This window comes from Burkholderia sp. RF4-BP95 (assembly GCF_001521985.1).
Classification (GTDB): Bacteria; Pseudomonadota; Gammaproteobacteria; order Burkholderiales; family Burkholderiaceae; genus Burkholderia; species Burkholderia diffusa.
Genome location: NZ_LOSX01000066.1, coordinates 115843 through 136911, shown reverse-complemented (window position 1 = coordinate 136911; position 21069 = coordinate 115843). Strand labels below are relative to the sequence as shown.

The window sequence follows — 21069 nt, the reverse complement described above, 5'->3', positions numbered from 1 at the left end:
AGGGAGCTGAGAGACATGCAGAGAGAAACCGTATTCGACCTGATCGGCGTCGGCTTCGGGCCGTCGAACCTGGCGCTGGCCGTGCGCCTCGCGGAACGCAACGGCACGCGTCCGTTCGCGCATTGCTTCGTCGAACGCCAGCCGGAATTCGGCTGGCATCGCGGCATGCTGCTCGACGACTGCCGGATGCAGATCTCGTTTCTGAAGGATCTCGTCACGATGCGCGATCCGAAAAGCCGCTACACGTTCATCAACTACCTGTTCGAACGCGGCCGGCTGAACGAATTCGTCAACCTGAAGAACTTCTATCCGACCCGCGTCGAATTCCACGACTACCTGAGCTGGGTCGCCGACGCATTCGACGAGCACGTCCATTACAGCGAAACCGTCACGGCGATCGAGCCCGTGCGCGGCGACGGCGCGCGGATCGACGCGCTGCGCGTGCTGTCGCGCGACGCGGCCGGCCGCGAGCGCCAGCGCGTGACACGTGCGCTGTCGGTCGGCGTCGGCGGCACGCCGGCGGTGCCGGACGCGTTCGCCGCGCTCGGCCGCGATCGCGTGATCCATTCGTCGTCGTACCTGACCGACATCGACCGGCTGGTCGCCGCGCCGGACGGCGAGCGCCGCCGCGTCGCGGTGATCGGCGCGGGGCAGAGCGCGGCCGAGGTGTTCATCGACCTCGCGCGCCGTTTCCCGCACGTCGACGCGAGCCTCGTGATGCGCGCGGGCGCATTGAAACCGGCCGACGACAGCCCGTTCGTCAACGAGATCTTCAGCCCCGAATTCACCGACGTCGTCTATGCGCAGCCGCACGACGCGCGCCGCGCGCTGCTCGAGCGCTATCGCGACACCAACTACGCGGTGGTCGATCGGCCGCTGATCGAGCAGATCTACGAAATGCTGTACCTGCAGCGCATCGACGGCACGCCGCGCCATGCGCTGCTCGCGAACAGCGCGATCGAGGCCGCGGTGCGCGCCGGCGACGGCCGCATCGAGCTGACGCTGCGCGACCGGATGAACGGCGCGACGCGCGTCGAACGGTTCGACGCGCTCGTGCTCGCGACCGGCTACCGGCGCGACACGCATTCGGCGCTGCTCGAAGGGCTCGCACCGCATCTGGGCGATGCGCTCACGCGCGGCGACGTCACGCGCGACTACCTGCTCGCGACGCCCGCGCACTTCGCGCCGCGCATCTACCTGCAAGGCTGCTGCGAAGACAGCCACGGCCTGTCCGACACGCTGCTGTCGGTCCTGGCGCGCCGAGCGGACGAGATCTGCGCGTCGCTCGAGGAAGGGATCGCGCCCGCCCATGACGATGGCGCGGCCCGGGCACTGCATGAACAACGACATCAAGACGGGGCGAGCGCGGGCCGCATGGCTTTCGCTCTTTGACAAAGGCGCGGTCGGAGACCGCATCAAGAAAGTGGAGCAGAGAAAGATGGAGTGGGCAACAGGCACGCGTGTGCGTGCGATCGCAGCCGCGGCGAGCGTGGCGTTCGGGATGGCGGCAGGGCACGCATATGCCCAGACGGCGCCGGCCGTGAACGCAGGCGCCGCGGCGTCGGGCGGCAATGCGCAGAACGGTGCGGCGGTCGGCGCATCGGCCGGCGCGCAGAACGGCTCGACGTCCGGCACGCTGCCGGCGATCAACGTCAACGCGGGCTCGGAGGGCGACGGCACGGTCGGGCTCGTCGCGAAGCGCAGCAGGACCGGCACCAAGACCGATACCGCGCTGAACGAGATTCCGCAGACGATCAACGTCGTCACCGCGCAGCAGATCGAGATGACCGGCGCGACCGACGTGAACGCGGCGCTGCGCTACGTGCCGGGCTTCTCGTCGTACGGCTCGGACAACCGCTCCGACTGGTACGCGGCGCTGCGCGGCTTCACGCCGACCGCGTACGTGAACGGCCTGCAGGTGCCGAACACGCTGAACCTGTCGAGCTGGCGCGTCGATCCGTACATGATCGACAGCATCACCGTGCTGCGCGGGCCGACGTCGGTGCTGTACGGCGCCGGCGACCCGGGCGCGATCATCGACGTGCAGACCAAGACGGCCGACGGCGAGCGCGTGCGCGAAGCCGGCGTGCAGTTCGGCAACTACGCGCGCAAGCAGTTCGTGATCGACGTCGGCGACAAGCTCGACGCGGACGGCAAGTACGCGTACCGGTTCGTCGGCGTCGCCCGCGACGGCAACGCGCTGACCGGCCCGAACAACGACCAGCGCGTCGCGCTCGCGCCGTCGTTCCGCTGGCGCCCGGACGCGGATACGTCGCTGACGCTGTCCGCCACGTACCTGCAGGACTGGGGCGACATTTCGTCGAACTTCCTGCCGGCGCAAGGCACGGTGCTGCCGAACCCGAACGGGCAGCTCGACAAGGACGTCTACGGCGGCGACCCGGATTTCAACTACTACCGCAAGAAGCAGTGGTCGCTCGGCTACCAGTTCGAGCGGAACCTGAATCCGATGTGGACGTTCCGCCAGAACGTGCGCTGGATGCACCTGTCGCTCGACAACGGCTCGGTGTTCGGCGCGGGCTTCGCCGACGGCAGCCTCACCGACATCAACCGCTGGGCCGGCGTGTTCCAGACGAACTACAGCCGCTTCGACATCGACAACAACCTGCAGGGCCGCTTCGGCACGGGGCCGCTCGAGCACACGCTGCTGCTCGGCTTCCAGTACAACCGGCAGACCGCGACCGACAGCGAATGGCTGGCCGCCGCGTCGACGCTGAACATCTACAACCCGGTCTACACGCCGGTCACGCTGTCCGTGTTCTCGCCGCCGAACACCACGTATCGCACCAACACGTACACGACGATGAACACGTTCGGGCTGTACGTGCAGGACCAGGTCAAGTGGAACCGCTGGACGCTGACGCTCGGCGGCCGCGAGGACTGGGTCAACCAGCGGATGGACGACCGCGCGGGCGGCACGCAGTCGAAGGCCGACGTCACGGCGTTCACCGGCCGCGTGGGCCTCACGTACCAGGGCGACTACGGGCTGTCGCCGTACGTCAGCTACGCGACGTCGTTCAACCCGCTGATCGGCGTGAACCTGTACGGCGGCGGGCTGCCGCAGCCGACGCGCGGCAAGCAGATCGAGGCCGGCCTGCGCTGGCAGCCGCCCGGCAAGAACCTGATGCTGAGCGCGGCGATCTACCAGATCAACCAGACCAACGTGCTCACGTCGACGCCGCTCAATCTCGATCCGTCCGGCACGACCTCGGTCCAGACCGGTGAAGTGCGTTCGCGCGGGATCGAGCTGAACGCGACCGGCAAGCTCACGCGGAACCTGTCGCTGATCGCGTCCTACGTCTACCAGGACGTGAAGAACGTGAAGGCCAACGACGCGTCGCTGAACAACTGGCCGGTCGACATTCCGCGGCCGCGCCAGATGGCGTCGCTGTGGGCGGACTGGACGTGGCACACGGGGCTGCTCGCGGGCTTCGGCCTGGGCGGCGGCGTGCGCTACCAGAGTGCGTCGGCCGGTGCGGCGGACAACTCGCTGACGGTATCGAGCTACACGCTGTTCGACGCGGGCGTGCATTACGACACGCGCAACTGGCGCTTTGCCGTGAACGGGACGAACCTGTTCAACCGCCATTACATCAGCGGTTGCCAGTCGACGAGCGTCTGCGTTTTCGGGACCGACCGCACGGTGATCGCCACCGCAAAATACAACTGGTGACGCCGCGCGCCGTGGCGCGCCGGCCGGCCTTCGGGCCGGCGCGGGGGGGCCGCGGCGCCGTCGTCCGCTTTTTCCACGACGCCTCCATGCCGAAGAAAAATCTCGTCTACATCCAGTCGCTGCGCAACGGCGCGGCCGATCGCGCCGGCCAGCCGGTCGCTTACCAGGGCGGCACGCGCTACATGAAGGCGCCGCTCGAATTCCTCGTCGAGCGTCTGAACGACTCGCCGCTCGGCGAACGCTATGCACTCCAGGGCGTGATCGTCGACGACGACGAAGGCTCGCCGGCCGACCGCGCGAAGGTCGCCGACTACGGCTTCGCACGCACGCCCGGCCGCCCGTGGATCCTGCCCGACGGGCTGACCGTGCAGGGCAGGCCGGTCGACGAACTGTTCTGCACGATTGCGTCGACGTACCGCCGGCTGCCGCGCGATGCGCGCGAGCGCGTGACGGGCAAGCAGGCGTTCGAGCGGCGCCTGCTCGAACGCCTGCTCGAACTCGACGCCGACGTGGTCGTGCTCGACGGGCTGCTCGTGATCCTCGACGAGCTCGTGCGTCCCGGCGCGCGCTTTCATCGCCGCATCGCGAACATCCACCCCGGCATCACGGCCGACGATTCGCCGTACCAGCGACGCGGCGCGTGGGCGACGCTCGACGCGCTGCACGGCGCGCGCGGCGAACGGGTCGACTGGGCGAGCGGCGCGACCTCGCGCGTCGAACCCGTGACGATGACGGGCGCATCGTTTCACTACGTCGACAACGGCATCGATTCCGGTGAAGTGATCTGCGACGTGCTCGACACGCCGATCGCGCCGGACGACACGATTCTCGAACTGCGCTGGAACAACTTCCAGCGCAGCCTGTTTCCGGCGCTCGAGCGGGGGCTGCACATCCTCGCCGATCGCCACGACGCGGGAGCACTGTGATGGAAGACACGCTGACGAAACCGGCCGACAAGGAAGCGGACGCCGTCGAAGGCGAGGTGGCCGCGGCACTCGACGGCGCCGCGCACGGGCAGGAGCCGCCCGCCGCCGAGCGCACGCTCGACGCGTGGCGGCCCGACGATGCGCCGGCCGCGCTGCTGGCGGAGTTCGTCGCGCTGTTCAATACGGACGCGCGGCACGATGCGGCGACGGTGTCGGTGCCGCACGGCGGCGCCGATCCGGCGGCTATCGCGTCGTACGTCGCGCGCGCGGTGCGCGACGGCGTGATCGACGACGCACGGATCGTGGGCGACCGCCTGCGCCTCACCGCATCGCGCGCGACGTTCTGGCAGAACCCGCGGCCGTGGCTGAAGGCGCCCGCGTCGGGCGGGATGCCGCTGCGCTACACGATCACGAACGGCCACCGGCATCCGGTGCGGCCGCCGTCGCCGGCCGGCGAGATCTATGCGCGCCACATGCCGCAGGTCGGGATGACGTTCAGCCTGCGCACCGTCGACATCGATGCGCATGCGCAGTTGTTCAGCGACTGGATGAACCTCGATCGCGTCGCGCATTTCTGGGACCAGCGCGGCACGCTCGACGAGCACGCCGCCTATCTCGCGGAGCGGCTCGCCGATCCGCACATGCATCCGATGATCGGCTATTTCGACGATACGCCGTTCGGCTATTTCGAGTTCTACTGGGCAAAGGAGGACCGCCTCGCGCCGTTCTACGAGGCGCATGACTTCGATCGCGGGCTGCATCTGCTGATCGGCGATTCACGCTTCCAGAGCGCGGGCAAGCTGCATGCGTGGTGGAGCGGGGTGCTGCACTACATGTTCGTCGACGAACCGCGCACGCAGCGGCTCGTCGGCGAGCCGCGCGTCGATCACGTGCGGCATATCGCGTACATGCACCGGCTCGGGTTCTACACGCTGAAGGAGTTCGACTTCCCGCACAAGCGCGCGGCGCTCACCGTGATGGAGCGCGATACATTCTTCGACACGTTCCGGTTGCCGTGACGAAGCATGCGGAACGCGTGACGGCGTTTGTCGCGCGGCCGCACGTCACGTCCGGGGAACGGGCGAATCGGCGAGAAAAGCGTCGCGGAACGCGTCGAGATAGCGGTCGGCGTCATCGTTGAATTCGCCCGGCAGCAGCGCGAACGCGCGGGCCTGCAGATCCTGCCGGAGCGTCGCGTAGATCGCCGCGTCGGATAACAGCGCGCGGATCGCATCGTGCGTTTGCGGCGAAGCAATCCGCCTTGCGTCGCGCGCCAGCAGCGCGGCCGCGGCCAGCTCGGGCTGGAAACCGTGCTGCTCGAGCAGGTCGGGCGCGACGTCCCAGATACGCTCGCGATTACCCGCGTCGTGAAAATGCGTGAGCAGGAACAGCAGGTCGTACGCGTCGCTGTTCTGGCGTGCGCGCCGGTCCTTCCACGCGAGCAGCTTCAACAGCGCCAGGGCCGGCAGGCTCGCCACCGGCACCGCGATGTCGGGCGCGATCGACACGACCAGCGCCGTATCGACCGCCTCCTGAAAGCCCAGCACGTTCAGCACGAAATCGCCGCCCGGTGGCCACGCGATTTCGCCGGGGGGCGCCTCGAGCGGCCCGAACGGCACGAGATCGAGCTCCGTGCGAAAGCCTTGCGTGCCGCTGTCGAACAGCAGTTTCTGCTGATGCTTCGGCGCGCGTGCGAATTGCTCCGTCGCGACGAGCGCATCGACGAGCCGTTCGTGAAACGGCCAGCTCACCGCGCACACGGCGACGTCGACATCCCGCGTCGCGCGCACCGGCCGGATGCCGTGGACATGCCACATCAGGATGTCGCGCGCGGTCGCGCCGGCGACGACGAATGCCGCGTCGAGCTGCGCGCAAGCCGTACGGACCGCCTGCAGCAACGCGACCGCCGCCGGTTCGAGCGGCCGGCGCGCGTCGACTTCAAGCGGGCGGGTGGGCGAGGTATCGGTCATGGATGTGTTCGGCGGCGGCAAGATTGCGGCTGTCTCCGGACGAGACGAGATCCGCGTAGATCAGCAGCGGCGGCACGAGCGGCACGTCCTGGTCGCGCCAGTCGAGCGCCGGCGACGGCGGCCAGAATGCTTCGAGCAGCTCGACGTCGCCGCGCTCGTCCGGGCGCAGGCGCGCCTGGAGCAGCAGGCGGTTCGACACGGCGCCGTGCGTATAGACGGTGACCGCGGCCGGCTTCAGGTCGTGCGTCAGCAGGTCGGCCGCGGGTTCGCCGCCGAGCCGCGCGTCGAATGCCGCGAAATCGAAACCGCGCCACCAGTCGGGCGCGAGCGCGGCAAACCGCCGGCTCGGCAATTTCGCGCGCAGGCGGCTCGGGTACAGCGCGACCCATTCCTGCACGAAGCGCGGCCAGTCGGTAAACGCGCGTTCGCCGTTGCGCCGCTGCGCGATGAGGCCGCGTGCGATCAGATCGTCCATCGCGAGATTGACCGTGCCGAGCGCGACGCCCGACGCGGCGGCGATCGCGCGGAGCGGTTGCGTGACGAGGCCCGGCTGCGTCGCGAGCGCGAACATCACGGCGAGCCCCTTGGGCGTCGTCGCCCGCGATGCCTGCCGGCGTGGCGTGCGTGCAGGTTTCGGCCGGCCGGAGATCATCACGGTCGCCTCCGGCTGGATCAGGCATGCGTTGCCGGCGGTATCGATGAACGGGATGTCGTGCTCGATCAGGCGGGCGGCCAGGTCGGCCGAAAAGTACGGCGCGACCAGCATCAGCGGCCGCTCGGCGGACGTTGGAGGCGCGCGGCGGCGTAACGCGGCGAGCGCGCCGGGCAGCGATTCGACGCCGACGCTCACCGCCACCGGCATCTCGAATGTTTGCCCGGCAATGCCGAAGCGGATCATCGCGTCGGCATGCGCGTTGTATGCGGCCGGCACGCGCACGGGCCGGGCGTCGAAGCGCCGGGTCGCGCGTCCGAACGCGGCACAGGCTTCGTCGAGCACGTGCTGTTCCGAGATCGGCAGGGTGGCGTTCTTGGGCATCGGGGTGGATCGCCTGTTCACTTTTTCACGAGCGTACACAAAAAATGTACGGCCGTCAAAAAATGAACAAAGATCCTCAACCCATTGATGTGACGGAATTATTCCGGAATGACGAACGGCAATCAACACGCCCTCCCACCTGAAAAATCGAGACGGAACACGCAGTGTCGCGAATCCCGACCGCTGGCGGCAGTCGCCCGAATGGCCGGTTTCCTTCCGTCGTACGATCCGTTGCGCATTCGTCGCGCGCCACGACGATCGACAGGCAACTCCTGGTTGCCGCCGTGACGACTTTCTGTCTGTCCGGTTGCCGCTCAACCGACTATCCTTGCCTGCAGCTTCCCCACGAAACCCAGGAGACGACACCGTGACGCACAGCGTGATCCCCGCAGGCCTCGCCGACGAAATGATCGAGATCCGGCACCGCATTCATGCCCACCCCGAGCTGGGTTTCGAGGAATTCGCGACGAGCGACCTCGTCGCCGGGCAGTTGCAGGCGTGGGGCTATACGGTGCATCGCGGGCTCGGCGGCACGGGCGTCGTCGCGCAGCTGAAGGTCGGCAACGGCACGCAGCGCCTCGGCCTGCGCGCCGACATGGACGCGCTGCCGATCCACGAATCGACCGGCCTGCCGTACCAGAGCACGATCCCCGGCAAGATGCACGCGTGCGGCCACGACGGCCACACGGCGATGCTGCTCGCGGCCGCGAAGCACCTGGCGCGCGAGCGCCGCTTTTCCGGCACGCTGAACCTGATTTTCCAGCCGGCCGAGGAAGGGCTCGGCGGCGCGAAGAAAATGCTCGACGACGGGCTGTTCGAGCAGTTTCCGTGCGACGCGATCTTCGCGATGCACAACATGCCGGGCTTCCCGACGGGCAAGTTCGGCTTCCTGCCGGGGCCGTTCATGGCGTCGTCGGATACCGTGATCGTCGACGTGCAGGGGCGCGGCGGCCACGGCGCGGTGCCGCACCGGGCGATCGACCCGGTCGTCGTGTGCGCGCAGATCGTCGTCGCGCTGCAGACGATCGTGTCGCGCAACGTGTCGCCGCTCGACATGGCGATCGTCACGGTGGGCGCGATCCATGCGGGCGAGGCGCCGAACGTGATTCCCGACCGCGCGCAGATGCGCCTGTCCGTGCGCGCGCTGAAGCCGGAAGTGCGCGACCTGCTCGAGACGCGCATCAAGGAAGTCGTTCATGCGCAGGCTGCGGTGTTCGGCGCGTCCGCGACGATCGACTACCAGCGCCGCTACCCGGTGCTCGTCAACGACGCGCAGATGACCGCGTTCGCACGCGGCGTCGCGCGCGAGTGGGTCGGCGAGGCGAACCTGATCGACGGGATGGTGCCGCTCACCGGCAGCGAGGATTTCGCGTTCCTGCTCGAGAAGCGGCCGGGCTGCTACCTGATCATCGGCAACGGCGACGGGGAGGGCGGCTGCATGGTGCACAACCCCGGTTACGACTTCAACGACGCCGTGCTGCCGACCGGCGCATCGTACTGGGTCAAGCTGGCCGAGACGTTCCTGGCGTGACGCCGCAGCGCATCGACGCGGGCGCCGCCGCCCGGTACGCGCCAGCACGGCCGTGATACCGGGCGCGCGGGATGCGCGCGAATTTGACGCTCCTTGACATCGACGGGACGAGCCGCGTGCTACGCTGCGCGCGACGCCGGATCGGCTCGATGAATACAGGTGTGGATGACATGCGAAAACAGTTTCTGACCGTGCTGACGGCCTGCGCGGTCGGCGTTCTGGCGGCCGGTTGCGACGACCAGAAGGTGGCTGACGCGGTGAATGCGATCAAGCCCGATCCGATGGCGTTCGGCAATCTGCAGCCGGGCGTCTCGACGACCGAGGACGTGCTGCGCCAGGCCGGCAAGCCCGAGATGGTGAGGCAGGGCGAGGACGGCTCGCAGCGTTTCGAGTATCCGCGCGGCCCGTACGGCACGAGCACGTACATGCTCGATTTCGGGCCGGACGGCCGGCTCGTGTCGATCACGCAGGCCCTGACGGCGTCAAACATCGCGAAGGTCGTGCCGGGGATGTCGAAGGACGACGTACGGCAACTGCTCGGCAAGCCGACCGAGGTCGCGCAATACGCGTTGAGTCATGAAGAAGTGTGGAGCTGGCACTGGGCCGAGGGCGGCGTATCGGGCGACGCGATGTTCAACGCGCATTTCTCGCCCGACGGCACCGTGATCCGGACTTCACGTTCGGAAGCGCCGGGCCGCGAAAAGCACTGACATCGCGACCTTCCACGGTTTGCGTCAGAATGCCGTGCCGCCGAACAGCGCGGCCGCCATTTCCGGATTCGACGGCCAGTACATGTGCATGTACGTCGCGACGATCGGGCCCGCGCGATAAACGGCCTCGCCGCTGCCGGGCGCGCCGTCGGGCCGCGCAGCGGTCGCCACCGGCGCCAGCGGCGTAGCGAGCCGCGAATAATGAAACGTATGACCGCGCATCGGCCCGGTGCGCGTGTCCAGTTGCTGCATCCCGAGCGCCGCGAATCGGCGCTGCATCGTCGCATGGCCCGCCAGCAGCCCGAGCATCGGCGTCGTCGCGCCGTCCACGTCGGTCAGCGATTCGCACAGATACACCATCCCCCCGCATTCCGCGACGATCGGCCGGCCGGCCGCCGCGTGCGCGCGAATCGTCCGCGCGGTCACGCCATTCGCCGCAAGCGTCGCCGCATGCAGTTCCGGATAGCCTCCCGGCAGGAACAGCGCATCGCAATCGGCGGGCACGGGTTCGTCGGCCAGCGGCGAAAAGAACCGAAGCTGCGCGCCGAGCGCATCGAGCAGCGCCAGATTCGCCGGATAAATGAACGAGAACGCCGCATCGCGCGCGATCGCGATCCGCGTGCCGGCGAGCGTACGCGGCAGCGGGGCGCGGACGTCCGGCGCCGCGAACGAAACGGCGGGCGGCAATTCGGCGAGCGCCGTCTGCGCGAGCACGTCGGCCGCGCGCTCGAGCCGCGCATCGAGGTCGTCGATGTCGGCCGGCTGGTGCAGGCCGAGATGCCGCTCCGGCAGCGCGATGCCCGCATCGGCCGGCACGTGGCCGAGCCAGCGCAAGTCGTCGGGTAACGCCTGCCGCAGCAGTTCCGCGTGCCGCGGCGACCCGACGCGGTTCGCCAGCACGCCGTGAAACGGCACCTCGGGGCGGAACCGCGCGAGCCCGAACGCGATCGCCGCGAACGTCTGCGCCATCGACTTCGCGGCAATCACCGCGACGACCGGCACGCCGAACGCGACCGCGAGATCGGCGCTGCTCGGCGTGCCGTCGAACAATCCCATCACGCCTTCGATCAGGATCAGGTCCGCGTCGCGTGCGGCATCGGCGAGCAGCGCACGGCAGCCGGCTTCCCCGACCATGCCGAGGTCGAGCGCATGCACGGGGGCGCCGCTCGCGCGTTCGAGCAACATCGGATCGAGAAAATCCGGCCCGGTCTTGAACACGCGCACGCGCCGGCCGAGCCGCCGGTGCAGCCGCGCGAGGCCGGCCGTCACCGACGTCTTGCCCTGGCCGGACGCGGGCGCGCTGACGAACAGCGCGGGGCAGGCCGGCATCGCTCAGAACTCCACGCCGGGCTGCGCCTTCACGCCTTGCTCCTTGTACGGATGCTTGACGAGCCGCATTTCGGTGACGAGGTCGGCCGCATCGATCAGCGCATCGGGCGCATGCCGGCCCGTGACGACGACGTGCACCGAATCCGGCCGCCCGACGAGCGTCGCGAGCACTTCGTCGAGCGGCAGATATTCGTACTTCAGCACGGTGTTCAGCTCGTCGAGGATCACCATCCGGTACTCGCCGCTTTCGATCATCCGGCGCGCCTCGTCCCAGCCCTTGCGCGCGGTCGCGATGTCGGCGTCGCGATTCTGCGTGTTCCACGTATAGCCGTCGCCCATCGTCACGAAGTCGCATTGCGCGACCGCGCCGAGGAAGTCGCGCTCGGACGTGTGCAGCGCGCCCTTGATGAACTGCACGACGCCGAGCCGCATGCCGTGGCCGAGCACGCGCACGGCCATGCCGAACGCGGCCGTGCTCTTGCCCTTGCCGTTGCCGGTGTTGACGATCAGCAGGCCCTTTTCCTGGGTGGCGGCGGCCTGCTTTTTTTCATGGCCGGCGCGGCGGCGTTCGGTCATCCGCTGATGGGATTCGGCATCGGTCTTCATCGGGAATCGTCCTGTCGAAAGCAAAACAAAGGGTTCAGAGCGGGCCGGCGAGCGCGACCGTCACGCCGCCCAGGATGGATTTGGGGCCGAGCAGCCGGCCCCGCGGCGCCGCGAGCCGCGCGCACGGCTCGGCCACGCCCGCGACGCCGAAACGTGCGAGCGCGGCAGCCGACGGGCCGCTCAATGGCGGTTCGGGGCACTGCGCGAGCTGCGCCGCGTCGAACGCGACGAGCGGCCAGCCGCGGCGTGCGCACAGCATGCGCAGCGGCCGGGCACGCGCCTTGTCGGCGAGCGTCGCGACGACGGCCGGCTCGGCATCGGGGTAGTGCTTCAGCGCCGCGCGGATCGCGGCATCGAGTTGCGCGGCCGTCACGTCCGCGCGAAACCCGACGCCGAGCGCGACGCGCATCATGCGCGGCCGCCGAGCGCCGCGCGCACGGCCGGATCGTCGGCAAGCGCCGCGACGCGGCCGATCACGACGATCGCGGGCGAACCGATACCGGTCGCGCCCACGCGTTCGACGACGGTGTCGAGCGTCGCGAGCACGTGCCGCTGTCCGTCGCGCGTCGCGTTCTCGATCGCCGCGCACGGCATGTCGCCGGGCACGCCGCCGTCGCGCAGCGCGGCCACGATCGCGTCGAGCCGGCGTATGCCCATGTAGATCACGATCGTCATGCGCGTCGCGGCCAGCGCGCGCCAGTCGGGCTCGTCGGCACCCGCGCCGTGGCCCGTGACGAAGATCACGCCCTGCGCGTCGCCGCGATGCGTGACCGGAATGCCGAGCGCGGCCGGAGCCGCGATACCGGCCGTGATGCCGTTCACGACCTCGACCGGGAAACCCGCCGCGCCGAGCGCGAGCAGCTCCTCGCCGCCGCGGCCGAACACGAACGGATCGCCGCCCTTGAGCCGCGCGACGCAGCGGCCTGCACGCAGGTGCGCGAGCATCGCGGCGACGATCGCCTCCTGCGGCGTCGACGCATGGCCGCCGCGCTTGCCGACGTGCTCGATGCGCGCGTCGGCGCGTGCATGGCGCAATACGTCGGGGTTCACGAGGTCGTCGACGAGCAGCACGTCGGCCGCGGCGATCGCGCGCACGGCCTTCAGCGTCAGCAGATCGGCGTCGCCGGGGCCGGCGCCGACGAGCCAGGCGCGGCTCATCGGACGCGGCACGGCGCACACCGTGTCGTGGCAGTGGAAAGGGGACGGCGAGCGGCACATCGGCGGCCGGCGGACAGGCAAGGCATGATGGATCGGGCGAAGCCCGCGCGAACGCGGGCGGGAAGCGCACCCCATCCGTCCCCCGCGGATCGGGCGTTCGGCGAGCAGCGGGCTCGCCCCTTGCGTCGGCCGGTATCCGGGCTGGCCGCTTGCCAGGCCGCAGCCTTCCCGCCCGCTGAAGGGCAGTGGCATCGCGGGCGGCCTGGGCGCGCGCGGGGGGAACCGCGGCGCGCGGGCGGCGTACCGTTGCGGGGACAGCACAGGCCGGGCGGACTTCCGCCTCCTGTTTCCCGTTTAACTGCGTGCGCGGAATGCGCATGCGAGCACCGAACGCGGCGCATACGATAGCACAGCGGTCGGCCCGCGCGAACCCGCCCCGCGGGCGCCGCGAGCGCCCCCGGCACGATGCCGCGGCCATGCCGAACGCACCGCGGCGGCCCGTTCCGCCTTGACGCTCCCCGCACCGCCGCCTACACTCGCACGCGTTTTGGTGCTCGCGCGCGCTCCTCCGGCGCGCGCAGTTAAACGGGAAACAGGGAGCCTGGCTGCACCGCAGTCGAGCCAACCTGTGCTGCCCCCGCAACGGTAAGCGAACGCATCGCGCCCAGCGCGATGCAGCGCCGCTTCGCCGCATGCCTGCCGCATGCGGACGACCGCCACTGGATGCCGCGCATCCGGGAAGGCGAAGCGGCGTGTTCGTCAGCCCGGATACCGGCCAGAACGTGGGGTTCAGCGCCGCGGGGAGGCGGCGCATCGTCCACGGCCGCAGCACGCCCGACGCCCGAACGCTGCCCGCTTCCTTTGCCGACCCGTCAGCCGCAGCACGCGCGGGCCGGGGCGAAGAACGGCCGGCGGCGCGGGCGGGGCCGACGACGGCCGTGTTGGCATTCATCATGTCGACCGTTCGCAAAGGAGCATCATGCTCGACTCGTTCTTCCGTCTGTTCAACGACAGCTCATCCGGGCTGCGCGGCAAAATCGTCGCGATCTATTCATTGCTCGTCGCCTTCAACGTCGGCGCGTGGATCTGGGCCTTCGTCGCGTTTCGCGACCAGCCCGTGCTGCTGGGCACCGCGCTGCTCGCCTACGTGTTCGGGCTGCGCCACGCGGTCGACGCCGACCATATCGCCGCGATCGACAACGTCACGCGCAAGCTGATGCAGGAGGGCCGCAGCCCGCTCGGCGCGGGCCTGTTCTTCTCGCTCGGCCATTCGACGGTGGTGATCGTGATGTCGGTCGCGGTCGCGCTGACCGCGGCGTCGCTCGCGCGTTTCGAGAGCATGAAGACCTGGGGCGGCGTGATCAGCACGAGCGTGTCGGCGTTCTTCCTGCTGGTGCTCGCGGCCGCCAACCTGCTGATCCTGATCTCCGTCTACCGGACGTTTCGCGCGGCCCGCCGCGGCGAGACGATCGTCGACGCCGACCTCGACATGCTGATGAACCAGCGCGGCGTGCTGGCCCGCCTGTTCCGGCCGCTGTTCCGCCTCGTGTCGCGCAGCTGGCACCTGTATCCGGTCGGCTTCCTGTTCGGCTTCGGCTTCGACACCGCGACCGAAATCGCGCTGTTCGGCATTTCGGCCACGCAGGTGCAGGGCGGCCTGTCGTTCTGGTCGGTGATGGTGCTGCCGGTGCTGTTCACCGCGGGCATGACGCTCGTCGACACGACCGACGGCATCCTGATGATGGGCGCGTACCGCTGGGCGTACGTGCGGCCGATCCGCAAGATCTACTACAACATGACGATCACGTTCGTGTCGGTGCTGGTCGCCGCGCTGATCGGCGGCATCGAGGTGCTCGCGCTGCTCGCGGATAAACTGTCGCTGCAGGGGCCCGTGTGGAATTTCTCGACGATGGTCGCATCGCATTTCGGGATGCTCGGCTACGTCGTGATCGGCCTGTTCCTCGCGTGCTGGATCGTGTCGGCCGCGATCTACCGCCTCAAACGCTACGACGAGATCGACGTGACGCTCTCGGCCTGACTCCCTTTTCCACACAGGATCCACCATGACCTTACGCAAGCTTCCCGTCACGATCGTCACGGGCTTTCTCGGCAGCGGCAAGACCACGCTGATGCGCCACATCCTGCAGCACGCCGAAGGCCGCCGCATCGCGGTGATCGTCAACGAATTCGGCGAGCTCGGCATCGACGGCGAAATCCTCAAGGGCTGCGGCATCGGCTGCGAGGACGCGGACGGCGCGCAGGGCGAAGCGTCGGGCCAGCTGTACGAACTCGCGAACGGCTGCCTGTGCTGCACCGTGCAGGAGGAGTTCTATCCGGTGATGGAAGCGCTCGTCGAGCGCCGCGCCGACATCGATCACGTGCTGATCGAGACGTCGGGCCTCGCGCTGCCCAAGCCGCTCGTGCAGGCCTTCAACTGGCCGACGATCCGCAACAGCTTCACGGTCGACGCGGTCGTGACCGTCGTCGACGGTCCGGCCGCCGCGAGCGGCCAGTTCGCCGAGAACCCGCAGGCCGTCGACGCGCAGCGCCGCGCCGATCCGAACCTCGACCACGAATCGCCGCTGCACGAACTGTTCGCCGATCAGCTGTCGTCCGCCGACCTCGTGATCGTGAACAAGGCCGACCTCGTCGCCGACGCGCGGTTCGCCGAGGTCGAAGCCGCGATCCGCGAGGAAATCCCGCCGCAGGTGAAAATCGTGCGCGCGACGCGTGGCGAACTGGACGTCGCGATGCTGCTCGGGCTCGAATCGGCGTCGGAGGAAACGATCCACCTGCGGCACGACCATCACGGCTCGGCCGACGACGGCGATCACGACCATCATCACGACGATTTCGATTCGGTGGTGGTGTCGGGCGATGCGGGCACGCGCGAGGCGACGATCGCCGCGCTGCAGCGTGTCGTCGAGACGCATACGATCTACCGCGCGAAAGGCTTCGCCGCGCTGCCCGATGCGCCGATGCGGCTCGTGATCCAGGGCGTCGGCCGCCGCTTCGACAGCTACTTCGACCGTCGCTGGCAGGACGGCGAAACGCGGGCGAGCCGCTTCGTGCTGATCGGCGAGGATCTCGACGCGGCCGCGCTGCAGCGCGCGTTCGACGCCGCGTGCGCGGCCGACCTGCAACAGGCGTAACGCGCGATGCATCTGCTGCGCACCACGCCGGGCGGCTTCGTCGACGATACGCAGGGCGTCGTCCGGATCGACCAGCAGCCGGCCGACATCGTGATCCTCAGCTCGGCCGACACGACGCTGTCGCTGCTGGCCAGCGTCGTGCCGAAACTGCCCGCCGGCTTTCCGAGCGTGCGGCTCGCGAACGTCACGTTCCTGCGGCAGCCGGCGTCGGTCGATTTCTATGTCGATGACGTGCTGCGTCACGCGAAGACGGTCGTGATCGATCATCTGGGCGGCGAAGCATACTGGCCGTACGGGATCGAGCAGGCCGTGTCGCTCGCGTCGAAACGCAAGCAGCAGCTCGCGATGTTCTCGGGCGACCTGCAGGAAGACCCGAACCTCGTCGCGAAGAGCACGGTCGCGCCCGACCTGTGCCGGATGTGGTGGCGCTATCTGCGCGAAGGCGGCATGCACAACGCCGAAGCGTTGCTGCGCAGCATCGCGTTCCATACGCTCGGTTTCGGCGACGAACCCGAGCTGCCGCGCCCGCTGCCGGCCGCCGCGCTGTATCACCCGGCGCGCGACCCGGCGAGCGTCGACGACTGGCGTGCGCGCTGGACGCCCGGCGCGCCCGTCGTCGCGATCCTGTTCTATCGCGCGCACTGGCAAGCCGCGAACACCGCCGTGTTCGACGCGCTGGCCGATGCGCTCGTGCGCGAAGGGCTCAATCCGCTGCCGATCGCGGTCACGTCGTTGAAGGATGCGGTGAGCCGCGAGGTCATCACGCAGCTGTACGACACGCATCGCGTCGCGCTCGTGCTGAACACCACCGCGTTCGCGGCCGGCGCGATCGACAGCCCGGAGCCCGACGTGCTCGCCGGCGATGCACCGGTGCTGCAGGTGATCCTGTCCGGCGGCAATCGCGACGCGTGGGTGGCCGACAACCAGGGGCTGCATGCGCGCGACATCGCGATGCACATCGCGTTGCCCGAGGTCGACGGGCGCATCGTCACGCGCGCGGTGAGCTTCAAGGGGCTGGCGTATCGTTGTCCGCACACCGAAGTCGACGTCGTGCGCTACCAGCCGGACGCCGAGCGCGTCGCGTTCGTCGCGGCGCTCGCGCGGGGCTGGTGCCGGCTGCGCACGCTCGACAACGCCGACAAGCGCATCGCGCTGATCCTCGCGAACTATCCGCAAAGCGAAGGGCGGATCGGCAACGGCGTCGGGCTCGACACGCCGGCGTCCGCACTGCGCGTGCTGGCGGCGCTGCGCGATGCGGGCTATGCCGTGGCCGACCTGCCGGCCGATGGCGACGCGCTGATCGCGCGACTCACCGAAGGCGTGACCAACGACCCGGCCGTGCGCGCCTTGCGCCCCGCGTTCCAGAGCTTCGCGCTGGCCGATTACGTCGCGCATTTCGCGCGGCTGCCGGCCGCGGTGCGCGACGCGCTGAACGCGCGCTGGGGCCCGCCCGAAGCGGACCCGACGCTGCGGCAGGGGCGCTTCACGATCGCCGGCTGGCGCGCGGGCAACGTGTTCGTCGGCATCCAGCCGTCGCGCTCGCGCGGCGAGAACGACTATGCGAGCTACCACGATGCGGATCTCGTGCCGCCGCACGCGTATCTCGCGTTCTATTTCTGGCTGCGCGATGCGTTCGGCATCGACGCGGTCATCCACCTCGGCAAGCACGGCAACCTCGAATGGCTGCCGGGCAAGAGCGTCGCGCTGTCCGACGCGTGCTGGCCCGACCTGACGCTCGGGCCGCTGCCGCATCTGTATCCGTTCATCGTCAACGATCCGGGCGAGGGCAGCCAGGCGAAACGCCGCGCGCAGGCGGTGATCGTCGATCACCTGATGCCGCCGCTCACGCGCGCGGAAAACTACGGCCCGCTGCAGGATCTCGAACGGCAGGTCGACGAATACTACGAAGCGCTGATGGTCGATGCGCGGCGCGCGAAGCTGCTGCGCAAGACGATTCTCGCGACGATCGCCGAACACCGTCTGCACGACGAACTGAGCGTGTCGCCGCCGCGCGATGCGGGCGACGAGGATGCGCTGCTGACGCGCGTCGACGCGTGGCTGTGCGAATTGAAGGAAGCGCAGATTCGCGACGGGCTGCACGTGTTCGGCGTGTCGCCCGCCGACCGTCAGCGACGCGACACGCTGCTCGCGCTCGCGCGTTTTCCGGTCGGCGACGGCAAGGGCGAACGCGCGGGGCTGATCGGCGCGCTCGCGCGCGATCTCGCGCTCGGCGACGATTTCGATCCGCTCGCGGCCGACTGGGCCGCGCCGTGGACGGGCCCGCGGCCGGCCGTTCTGCAAGCGCTCGACGCGTCGCCGTGGCGCCATGCCGGCGACACGCGCGAGCGGCTCGAACGGCTCGCGCAGCATTGGCTCGACGGGCTGTGCGCGGCCGTTTCCGGCGAGACCCGCGCCGATGCCGCCCCCACGCCGCCCGGCGACTGGCCGAGCACGCTCGCCGTGCTCGAGCGCGTGCGCTCGACGCTGCTGCCCGCCCTCGACGCGTGCGGTGGCGAGGAACTGCGCCAGTTGCTGCGCGGGCTCGACGGCCGCTTCGTGCCGCCGGGGCCGAGCGGCTCGCCGTCGCGCGGCCGGCCCGACGTGCTGCCGACGGGCCGCAACTTCTATTCGGTCGATACGCGCGCGGTGCCGACGCAGGCCGCGTGGTCGCTCGGGCTGAAGTCCGCGCAGCAGTTGATCGAACGCCATCTGCAGGACCACGGCGACTATCCGCGCGCGATCGGTCTGTCGGTCTGGGGGACGGCCACGATGCGCACCGGCGGCGACGACGTCGCGCAGGCGTTCGCGCTCCTCGGCGTGCGGCCGAAATGGGCGCACGGCAGCCATCGCGTGACCGACTTCGAGATCCTGCCGATCGAGATCTTCGACCGGCCGCGCATCGACGTGACGCTGCGCGTGTCGGGTTTCTTCCGCGACGCGTTCCCGAACCTGATGCACCTGTTCGACGCGGCCGTGCAGGCCGTTGCCGCGCTCGACGAGCCCGAGGCACTGAACCCGATCCGCGCGCGCGTCGAGCGCGAACGCGCGAAATGGATCGAGCAGGGCGTGGCGCCGGACGAAGCGCGGCGGCGTGCCGGCTGGCGCGTGTTCGGCGCGCGGCCGGGCAGCTACGGCGCGGGCCTGCAGGACCTGATCGACCAGCGCCGCTGGCAGACCGACGCCGATCTCGCCGATGCATACCGCCAGTGGGGCGGCCATGCATACGCGCAGAACAGCGCCGGCGACGCCGCGCCGGACGTGTTCGGCGAACGGCTCGCGACGATCGACGTCGTCGTGCAGAACCAGGACAGCCGCGAACACGACATCCTCGATTCGAACGACTACTACCAGTTCCAGGGCGGGATGACGGCAGCCGTGCGGCACCTGTCCGGGCAGCAGCCGAGCATCTACCACGGCGACCATGCGAACCCGGTCGCGCCGAAGATGCGCACGCTGCGCGAGGAAATCGCGCGCGTGATCCGCTCGCGCGTCGTCAATCCGAAATGGCTCGACGGCGTGAAGCGCCACGGCTACAAGGGCGCGGCCGAAATGGCCGCGACCGTCGATTACCTGTACGGCTATGACGCGACCGCGCGCGTGCTGTCGGACCACCAGTACGCGCTCGTCGCCGACGCGTACCTGTTCGACGACGACACCCGCGCGTTCCTCGAACGCCACAACCCGAAGGCGCTGCGCGGCATCTGCGAACGCTTCGTCGAAGCGATGCAGCGCGGGCTGTGGCAGCAGCCGGGCGATTATCGCGAGCGGATCGAAGCGGTCTGGCTCGACAGCGAACAATGTCAGGAAGGAGGACGGCGATGACCGATTCGACGACGCATCGCGCCCGCGCGGTATTTCCGTTCGCGGCGCTGGTCGCGCAGCAACCGCTGCAGCAGGCGCTGCTGCTCGCGGCGATCGACCCGTCGCTCGGCGGCGTGCTCGTCAGCGGGCCGCGCGGCACCGCGAAATCGACCGCCGCACGCGCGCTCGCCGAACTGCTGCCCGAAGGGGCATTCGTCACGCTGCCGCTGTCGGCGAGCGACGAACAGGTCACGGGCACGCTCGATCTCGCCCATGCGCTCGCCGAAAACGGCGTGCGCTTCCGGCCGGGCCTGCTCGCGCGCGCGCATCGCGGCGTGCTGTACGTCGACGAGGTGAACCTGCTCGCCGACGGGCTCGTCGACACGCTGCTCGACGTCGCCGCGAGCGGCGTGAACGTGGTCGAGCGCGATGGCGTGTCGCATGCGCACGACGCACGCTTCGTGCTGGTCGGCACGATGAATCCCGAAGAAGGCGAACTGCGCCCGCAATTGCTCGACCGCTTCGGGTTGATGGTCGAACTCGAGAACTGCTTCGACGCCGCGCATCGCGAGCAGATCGTGAAGGCGCGCCTCGCGTTCGATCTCGACCCGGACGCGTTTCGCGCACGTCACGCGGCCGCGCAGCGCGAACTCGGCGACCGGATCCGCGCGGCGCGGGCAAGGTTGTCGGCGCTGGATTTCGACGACGCGGTGCATGCGCGCGTCAGCGCGCTGTGCATCGACGCGGCCGTCGACGGCCTGCGCGCCGACCTCGTGATGCTGCGCGCCGCGCGCGCGCTCGCGGCGCTGGAGCAGGCCGGCGCGGTGACGGTGTCGCACGTCGAACGCGTGGCCGACGCGGTGCTGCGGCATCGACGCCATGCGGGTACGCCGCCGTCGTCGGCCGCGACGCAGTCGCATGCGGAGGCCGGCGGCGACCGCGACGATCCGCCGCCGGACACGCACCGGCAGCCCGGCCATCCATCGGGCGCGGCACGAAACGACGCAACCGCATCGCAAGGCGACTGGGGCTACCTGCCGCCCGAGCCGGCCGGACTGCGTGACGTGAAGAGCGTGGTGCCGCTGCCGCTAAAAAAACGCTGAGCCATCGAGCCGACGCCGCCGCGAATACCGTTCGCGGTCCTCGATGGCAACCAGGC

At 69.6% G+C, this 21069-nt stretch carries 16 protein-coding genes and 2 riboswitches; of the genes, 10 read left to right on the top strand and 6 right to left on the bottom strand.

The features are described from left to right. Positions 1-15 precede the first annotated feature (15 nt). The 4 genes from WS46_RS21830 to WS46_RS21815 all read left to right on the top strand — a co-directional run bounded on the left by WS46_RS21830 (position 16) and on the right by WS46_RS21815 (position 5636). Positions 16-1392, top strand: a complete 1377-nt coding sequence (locus tag WS46_RS21830; protein ID WP_059691732.1) for a lysine N(6)-hydroxylase/L-ornithine N(5)-oxygenase family protein — start codon at positions 16-18, stop codon at positions 1390-1392. Positions 1393-1438: 46 nt separating this feature from the next. Then, on the top strand, positions 1439-3691 hold the full coding sequence (locus tag WS46_RS21825) for a TonB-dependent siderophore receptor (protein ID WP_059691731.1): 2253 nt from the start codon (positions 1439-1441) through the stop codon (positions 3689-3691). An 86-nt stretch (positions 3692-3777) separates the two neighbouring features. After that, on the top strand, positions 3778-4617 hold the full coding sequence (locus tag WS46_RS21820) for a formyltransferase family protein (protein ID WP_059524550.1): 840 nt from the start codon (positions 3778-3780) through the stop codon (positions 4615-4617). Further along, complete coding sequence (locus WS46_RS21815; RefSeq protein ID WP_059691730.1) at positions 4617-5636, top strand: GNAT family N-acetyltransferase; 1020 nt, start codon at positions 4617-4619, stop codon at positions 5634-5636. Before WS46_RS21820 ends, WS46_RS21815 begins: the two co-directional genes overlap by 1 nt. A gap of 45 nt (positions 5637-5681) precedes the next feature. Here WS46_RS21815 and WS46_RS21810 read toward each other — a convergent pair whose 3' ends face one another. Both WS46_RS21810 and WS46_RS21805 read right to left on the bottom strand, forming a co-directional pair. Further along, positions 5682-6587, bottom strand: coding sequence for a nucleotidyl transferase AbiEii/AbiGii toxin family protein (locus WS46_RS21810; RefSeq protein WP_059691729.1), 906 nt, complete (start codon positions 6585-6587; stop codon positions 5682-5684). Next, positions 6556-7623, bottom strand: coding sequence for a type IV toxin-antitoxin system AbiEi family antitoxin (locus tag WS46_RS21805; protein WP_059691728.1), 1068 nt, complete (start codon positions 7621-7623; stop codon positions 6556-6558). The genes WS46_RS21810 and WS46_RS21805 overlap by 32 nt, the downstream gene beginning before the upstream one ends. Before the next feature lie 367 nt (positions 7624-7990). Between WS46_RS21805 and WS46_RS21800 the strand changes: the two genes are divergently transcribed. Both WS46_RS21800 and bamE read left to right on the top strand, forming a co-directional pair. Beyond that, complete coding sequence (locus WS46_RS21800) at positions 7991-9154, top strand: M20 aminoacylase family protein (RefSeq protein WP_059691727.1); 1164 nt, start codon at positions 7991-7993, stop codon at positions 9152-9154. A 170-nt stretch (positions 9155-9324) separates the two neighbouring features. Then, positions 9325-9864 carry an outer membrane protein assembly factor BamE gene (gene bamE, locus WS46_RS21795; RefSeq protein WP_059691726.1) on the top strand — a complete coding sequence of 180 codons (540 nt, stop codon included), beginning with the start codon at positions 9325-9327 and terminating at the stop codon, positions 9862-9864. Between the two features lie 24 nt (positions 9865-9888). On the opposite strand, the gene WS46_RS21790 is transcribed toward bamE, so the two are convergent. The 4 genes from WS46_RS21790 to cobA are packed head-to-tail and all read right to left on the bottom strand — an operon-like array spanning position 9889 to position 12957. Beyond that, positions 9889-11193: a cobyrinate a,c-diamide synthase gene (locus tag WS46_RS21790; protein WP_059691725.1), complete on the bottom strand. Its 1305-nt coding sequence runs from the start codon at positions 11191-11193 to the stop codon at positions 9889-9891. Between the two features lie 3 nt (positions 11194-11196). Further along, positions 11197-11799, bottom strand: coding sequence for a cob(I)yrinic acid a,c-diamide adenosyltransferase (gene cobO, locus WS46_RS21785; protein WP_059524395.1), 603 nt, complete (start codon positions 11797-11799; stop codon positions 11197-11199). Positions 11800-11833: 34 nt separating this feature from the next. Next, complete coding sequence (locus tag WS46_RS21780) at positions 11834-12211, bottom strand: cobalamin biosynthesis protein (protein WP_059691724.1); 378 nt, start codon at positions 12209-12211, stop codon at positions 11834-11836. Then, positions 12208-12957: a uroporphyrinogen-III C-methyltransferase gene (cobA, locus tag WS46_RS21775; protein ID WP_059691723.1), complete on the bottom strand. Its 750-nt coding sequence runs from the start codon at positions 12955-12957 to the stop codon at positions 12208-12210. The genes WS46_RS21780 and cobA overlap by 4 nt, the downstream gene beginning before the upstream one ends. Positions 12958-13126: 169 nt before the next feature. Beyond that, positions 13127-13363, bottom strand: a riboswitch (cobalamin riboswitch). A gap of 125 nt (positions 13364-13488) precedes the next feature. Then, positions 13489-13752, top strand: a riboswitch (cobalamin riboswitch). Positions 13753-13936: 184 nt separating this feature from the next. On the opposite strand from cobA, the gene WS46_RS21770 reads away from it, so the two are divergent. From WS46_RS21770 to WS46_RS21755, 4 genes are read left to right on the top strand one after another with little or no spacing between them, the layout of a single operon-like run. Beyond that, entirely contained in the window at positions 13937-14995 is a 1059-nt protein-coding gene (locus WS46_RS21770) for a HoxN/HupN/NixA family nickel/cobalt transporter (RefSeq protein WP_059691722.1), read from the top strand. A gap of 25 nt (positions 14996-15020) precedes the next feature. After that, the gene (cobW, locus tag WS46_RS21765) at positions 15021-16109 is read left to right on the top strand and encodes a cobalamin biosynthesis protein CobW (protein WP_059691721.1); all 1089 of its coding nucleotides are present in this window, start codon (positions 15021-15023) and stop codon (positions 16107-16109) included. A 6-nt stretch (positions 16110-16115) separates the two neighbouring features. Further along, positions 16116-19931: a cobaltochelatase subunit CobN gene (gene cobN, locus WS46_RS21760; protein ID WP_059691720.1), complete on the top strand. Its 3816-nt coding sequence runs from the start codon at positions 16116-16118 to the stop codon at positions 19929-19931. After that, positions 19928-21013 carry an ATP-binding protein gene (locus WS46_RS21755; protein WP_059691719.1) on the top strand — a complete coding sequence of 362 codons (1086 nt, stop codon included), beginning with the start codon at positions 19928-19930 and terminating at the stop codon, positions 21011-21013. The genes cobN and WS46_RS21755 overlap by 4 nt, the downstream gene beginning before the upstream one ends. The last annotated feature ends 56 nt before the right edge of the window (positions 21014-21069 follow it).

Coding starts and splice junctions, on each gene's coding strand:
- cobO (WP_059524395.1), bottom strand. CDS start 11,799: ATGAAGACCGATGCCGAATCCCATCAGCGGATGACCGAACGCCGCCGC.
- cobN (WP_059691720.1), top strand. CDS start 16,116: ATGCATCTGCTGCGCACCACGCCGGGCGGCTTCGTCGACGATACGCAG.
- cobW (WP_059691721.1), top strand. CDS start 15,021: ATGACCTTACGCAAGCTTCCCGTCACGATCGTCACGGGCTTTCTCGGC.
- WS46_RS21830 (WP_059691732.1), top strand. CDS start 16: ATGCAGAGAGAAACCGTATTCGACCTGATCGGCGTCGGCTTCGGGCCG.
- cobA (WP_059691723.1), bottom strand. CDS start 12,957: ATGAGCCGCGCCTGGCTCGTCGGCGCCGGCCCCGGCGACGCCGATCTG.
- WS46_RS21810 (WP_059691729.1), bottom strand. CDS start 6,587: ATGACCGATACCTCGCCCACCCGCCCGCTTGAAGTCGACGCGCGCCGG.
- WS46_RS21820 (WP_059524550.1), top strand. CDS start 3,778: ATGCCGAAGAAAAATCTCGTCTACATCCAGTCGCTGCGCAACGGCGCG.
- WS46_RS21790 (WP_059691725.1), bottom strand. CDS start 11,193: ATGCCGGCCTGCCCCGCGCTGTTCGTCAGCGCGCCCGCGTCCGGCCAG.
- bamE (WP_059691726.1), top strand. CDS start 9,325: ATGCGAAAACAGTTTCTGACCGTGCTGACGGCCTGCGCGGTCGGCGTT.
- WS46_RS21825 (WP_059691731.1), top strand. CDS start 1,439: ATGGAGTGGGCAACAGGCACGCGTGTGCGTGCGATCGCAGCCGCGGCG.
- WS46_RS21770 (WP_059691722.1), top strand. CDS start 13,937: ATGCTCGACTCGTTCTTCCGTCTGTTCAACGACAGCTCATCCGGGCTG.
- WS46_RS21815 (WP_059691730.1), top strand. CDS start 4,617: ATGGAAGACACGCTGACGAAACCGGCCGACAAGGAAGCGGACGCCGTC.
- WS46_RS21805 (WP_059691728.1), bottom strand. CDS start 7,623: ATGCCCAAGAACGCCACCCTGCCGATCTCGGAACAGCACGTGCTCGAC.
- WS46_RS21780 (WP_059691724.1), bottom strand. CDS start 12,211: ATGATGCGCGTCGCGCTCGGCGTCGGGTTTCGCGCGGACGTGACGGCC.
- WS46_RS21755 (WP_059691719.1), top strand. CDS start 19,928: ATGACCGATTCGACGACGCATCGCGCCCGCGCGGTATTTCCGTTCGCG.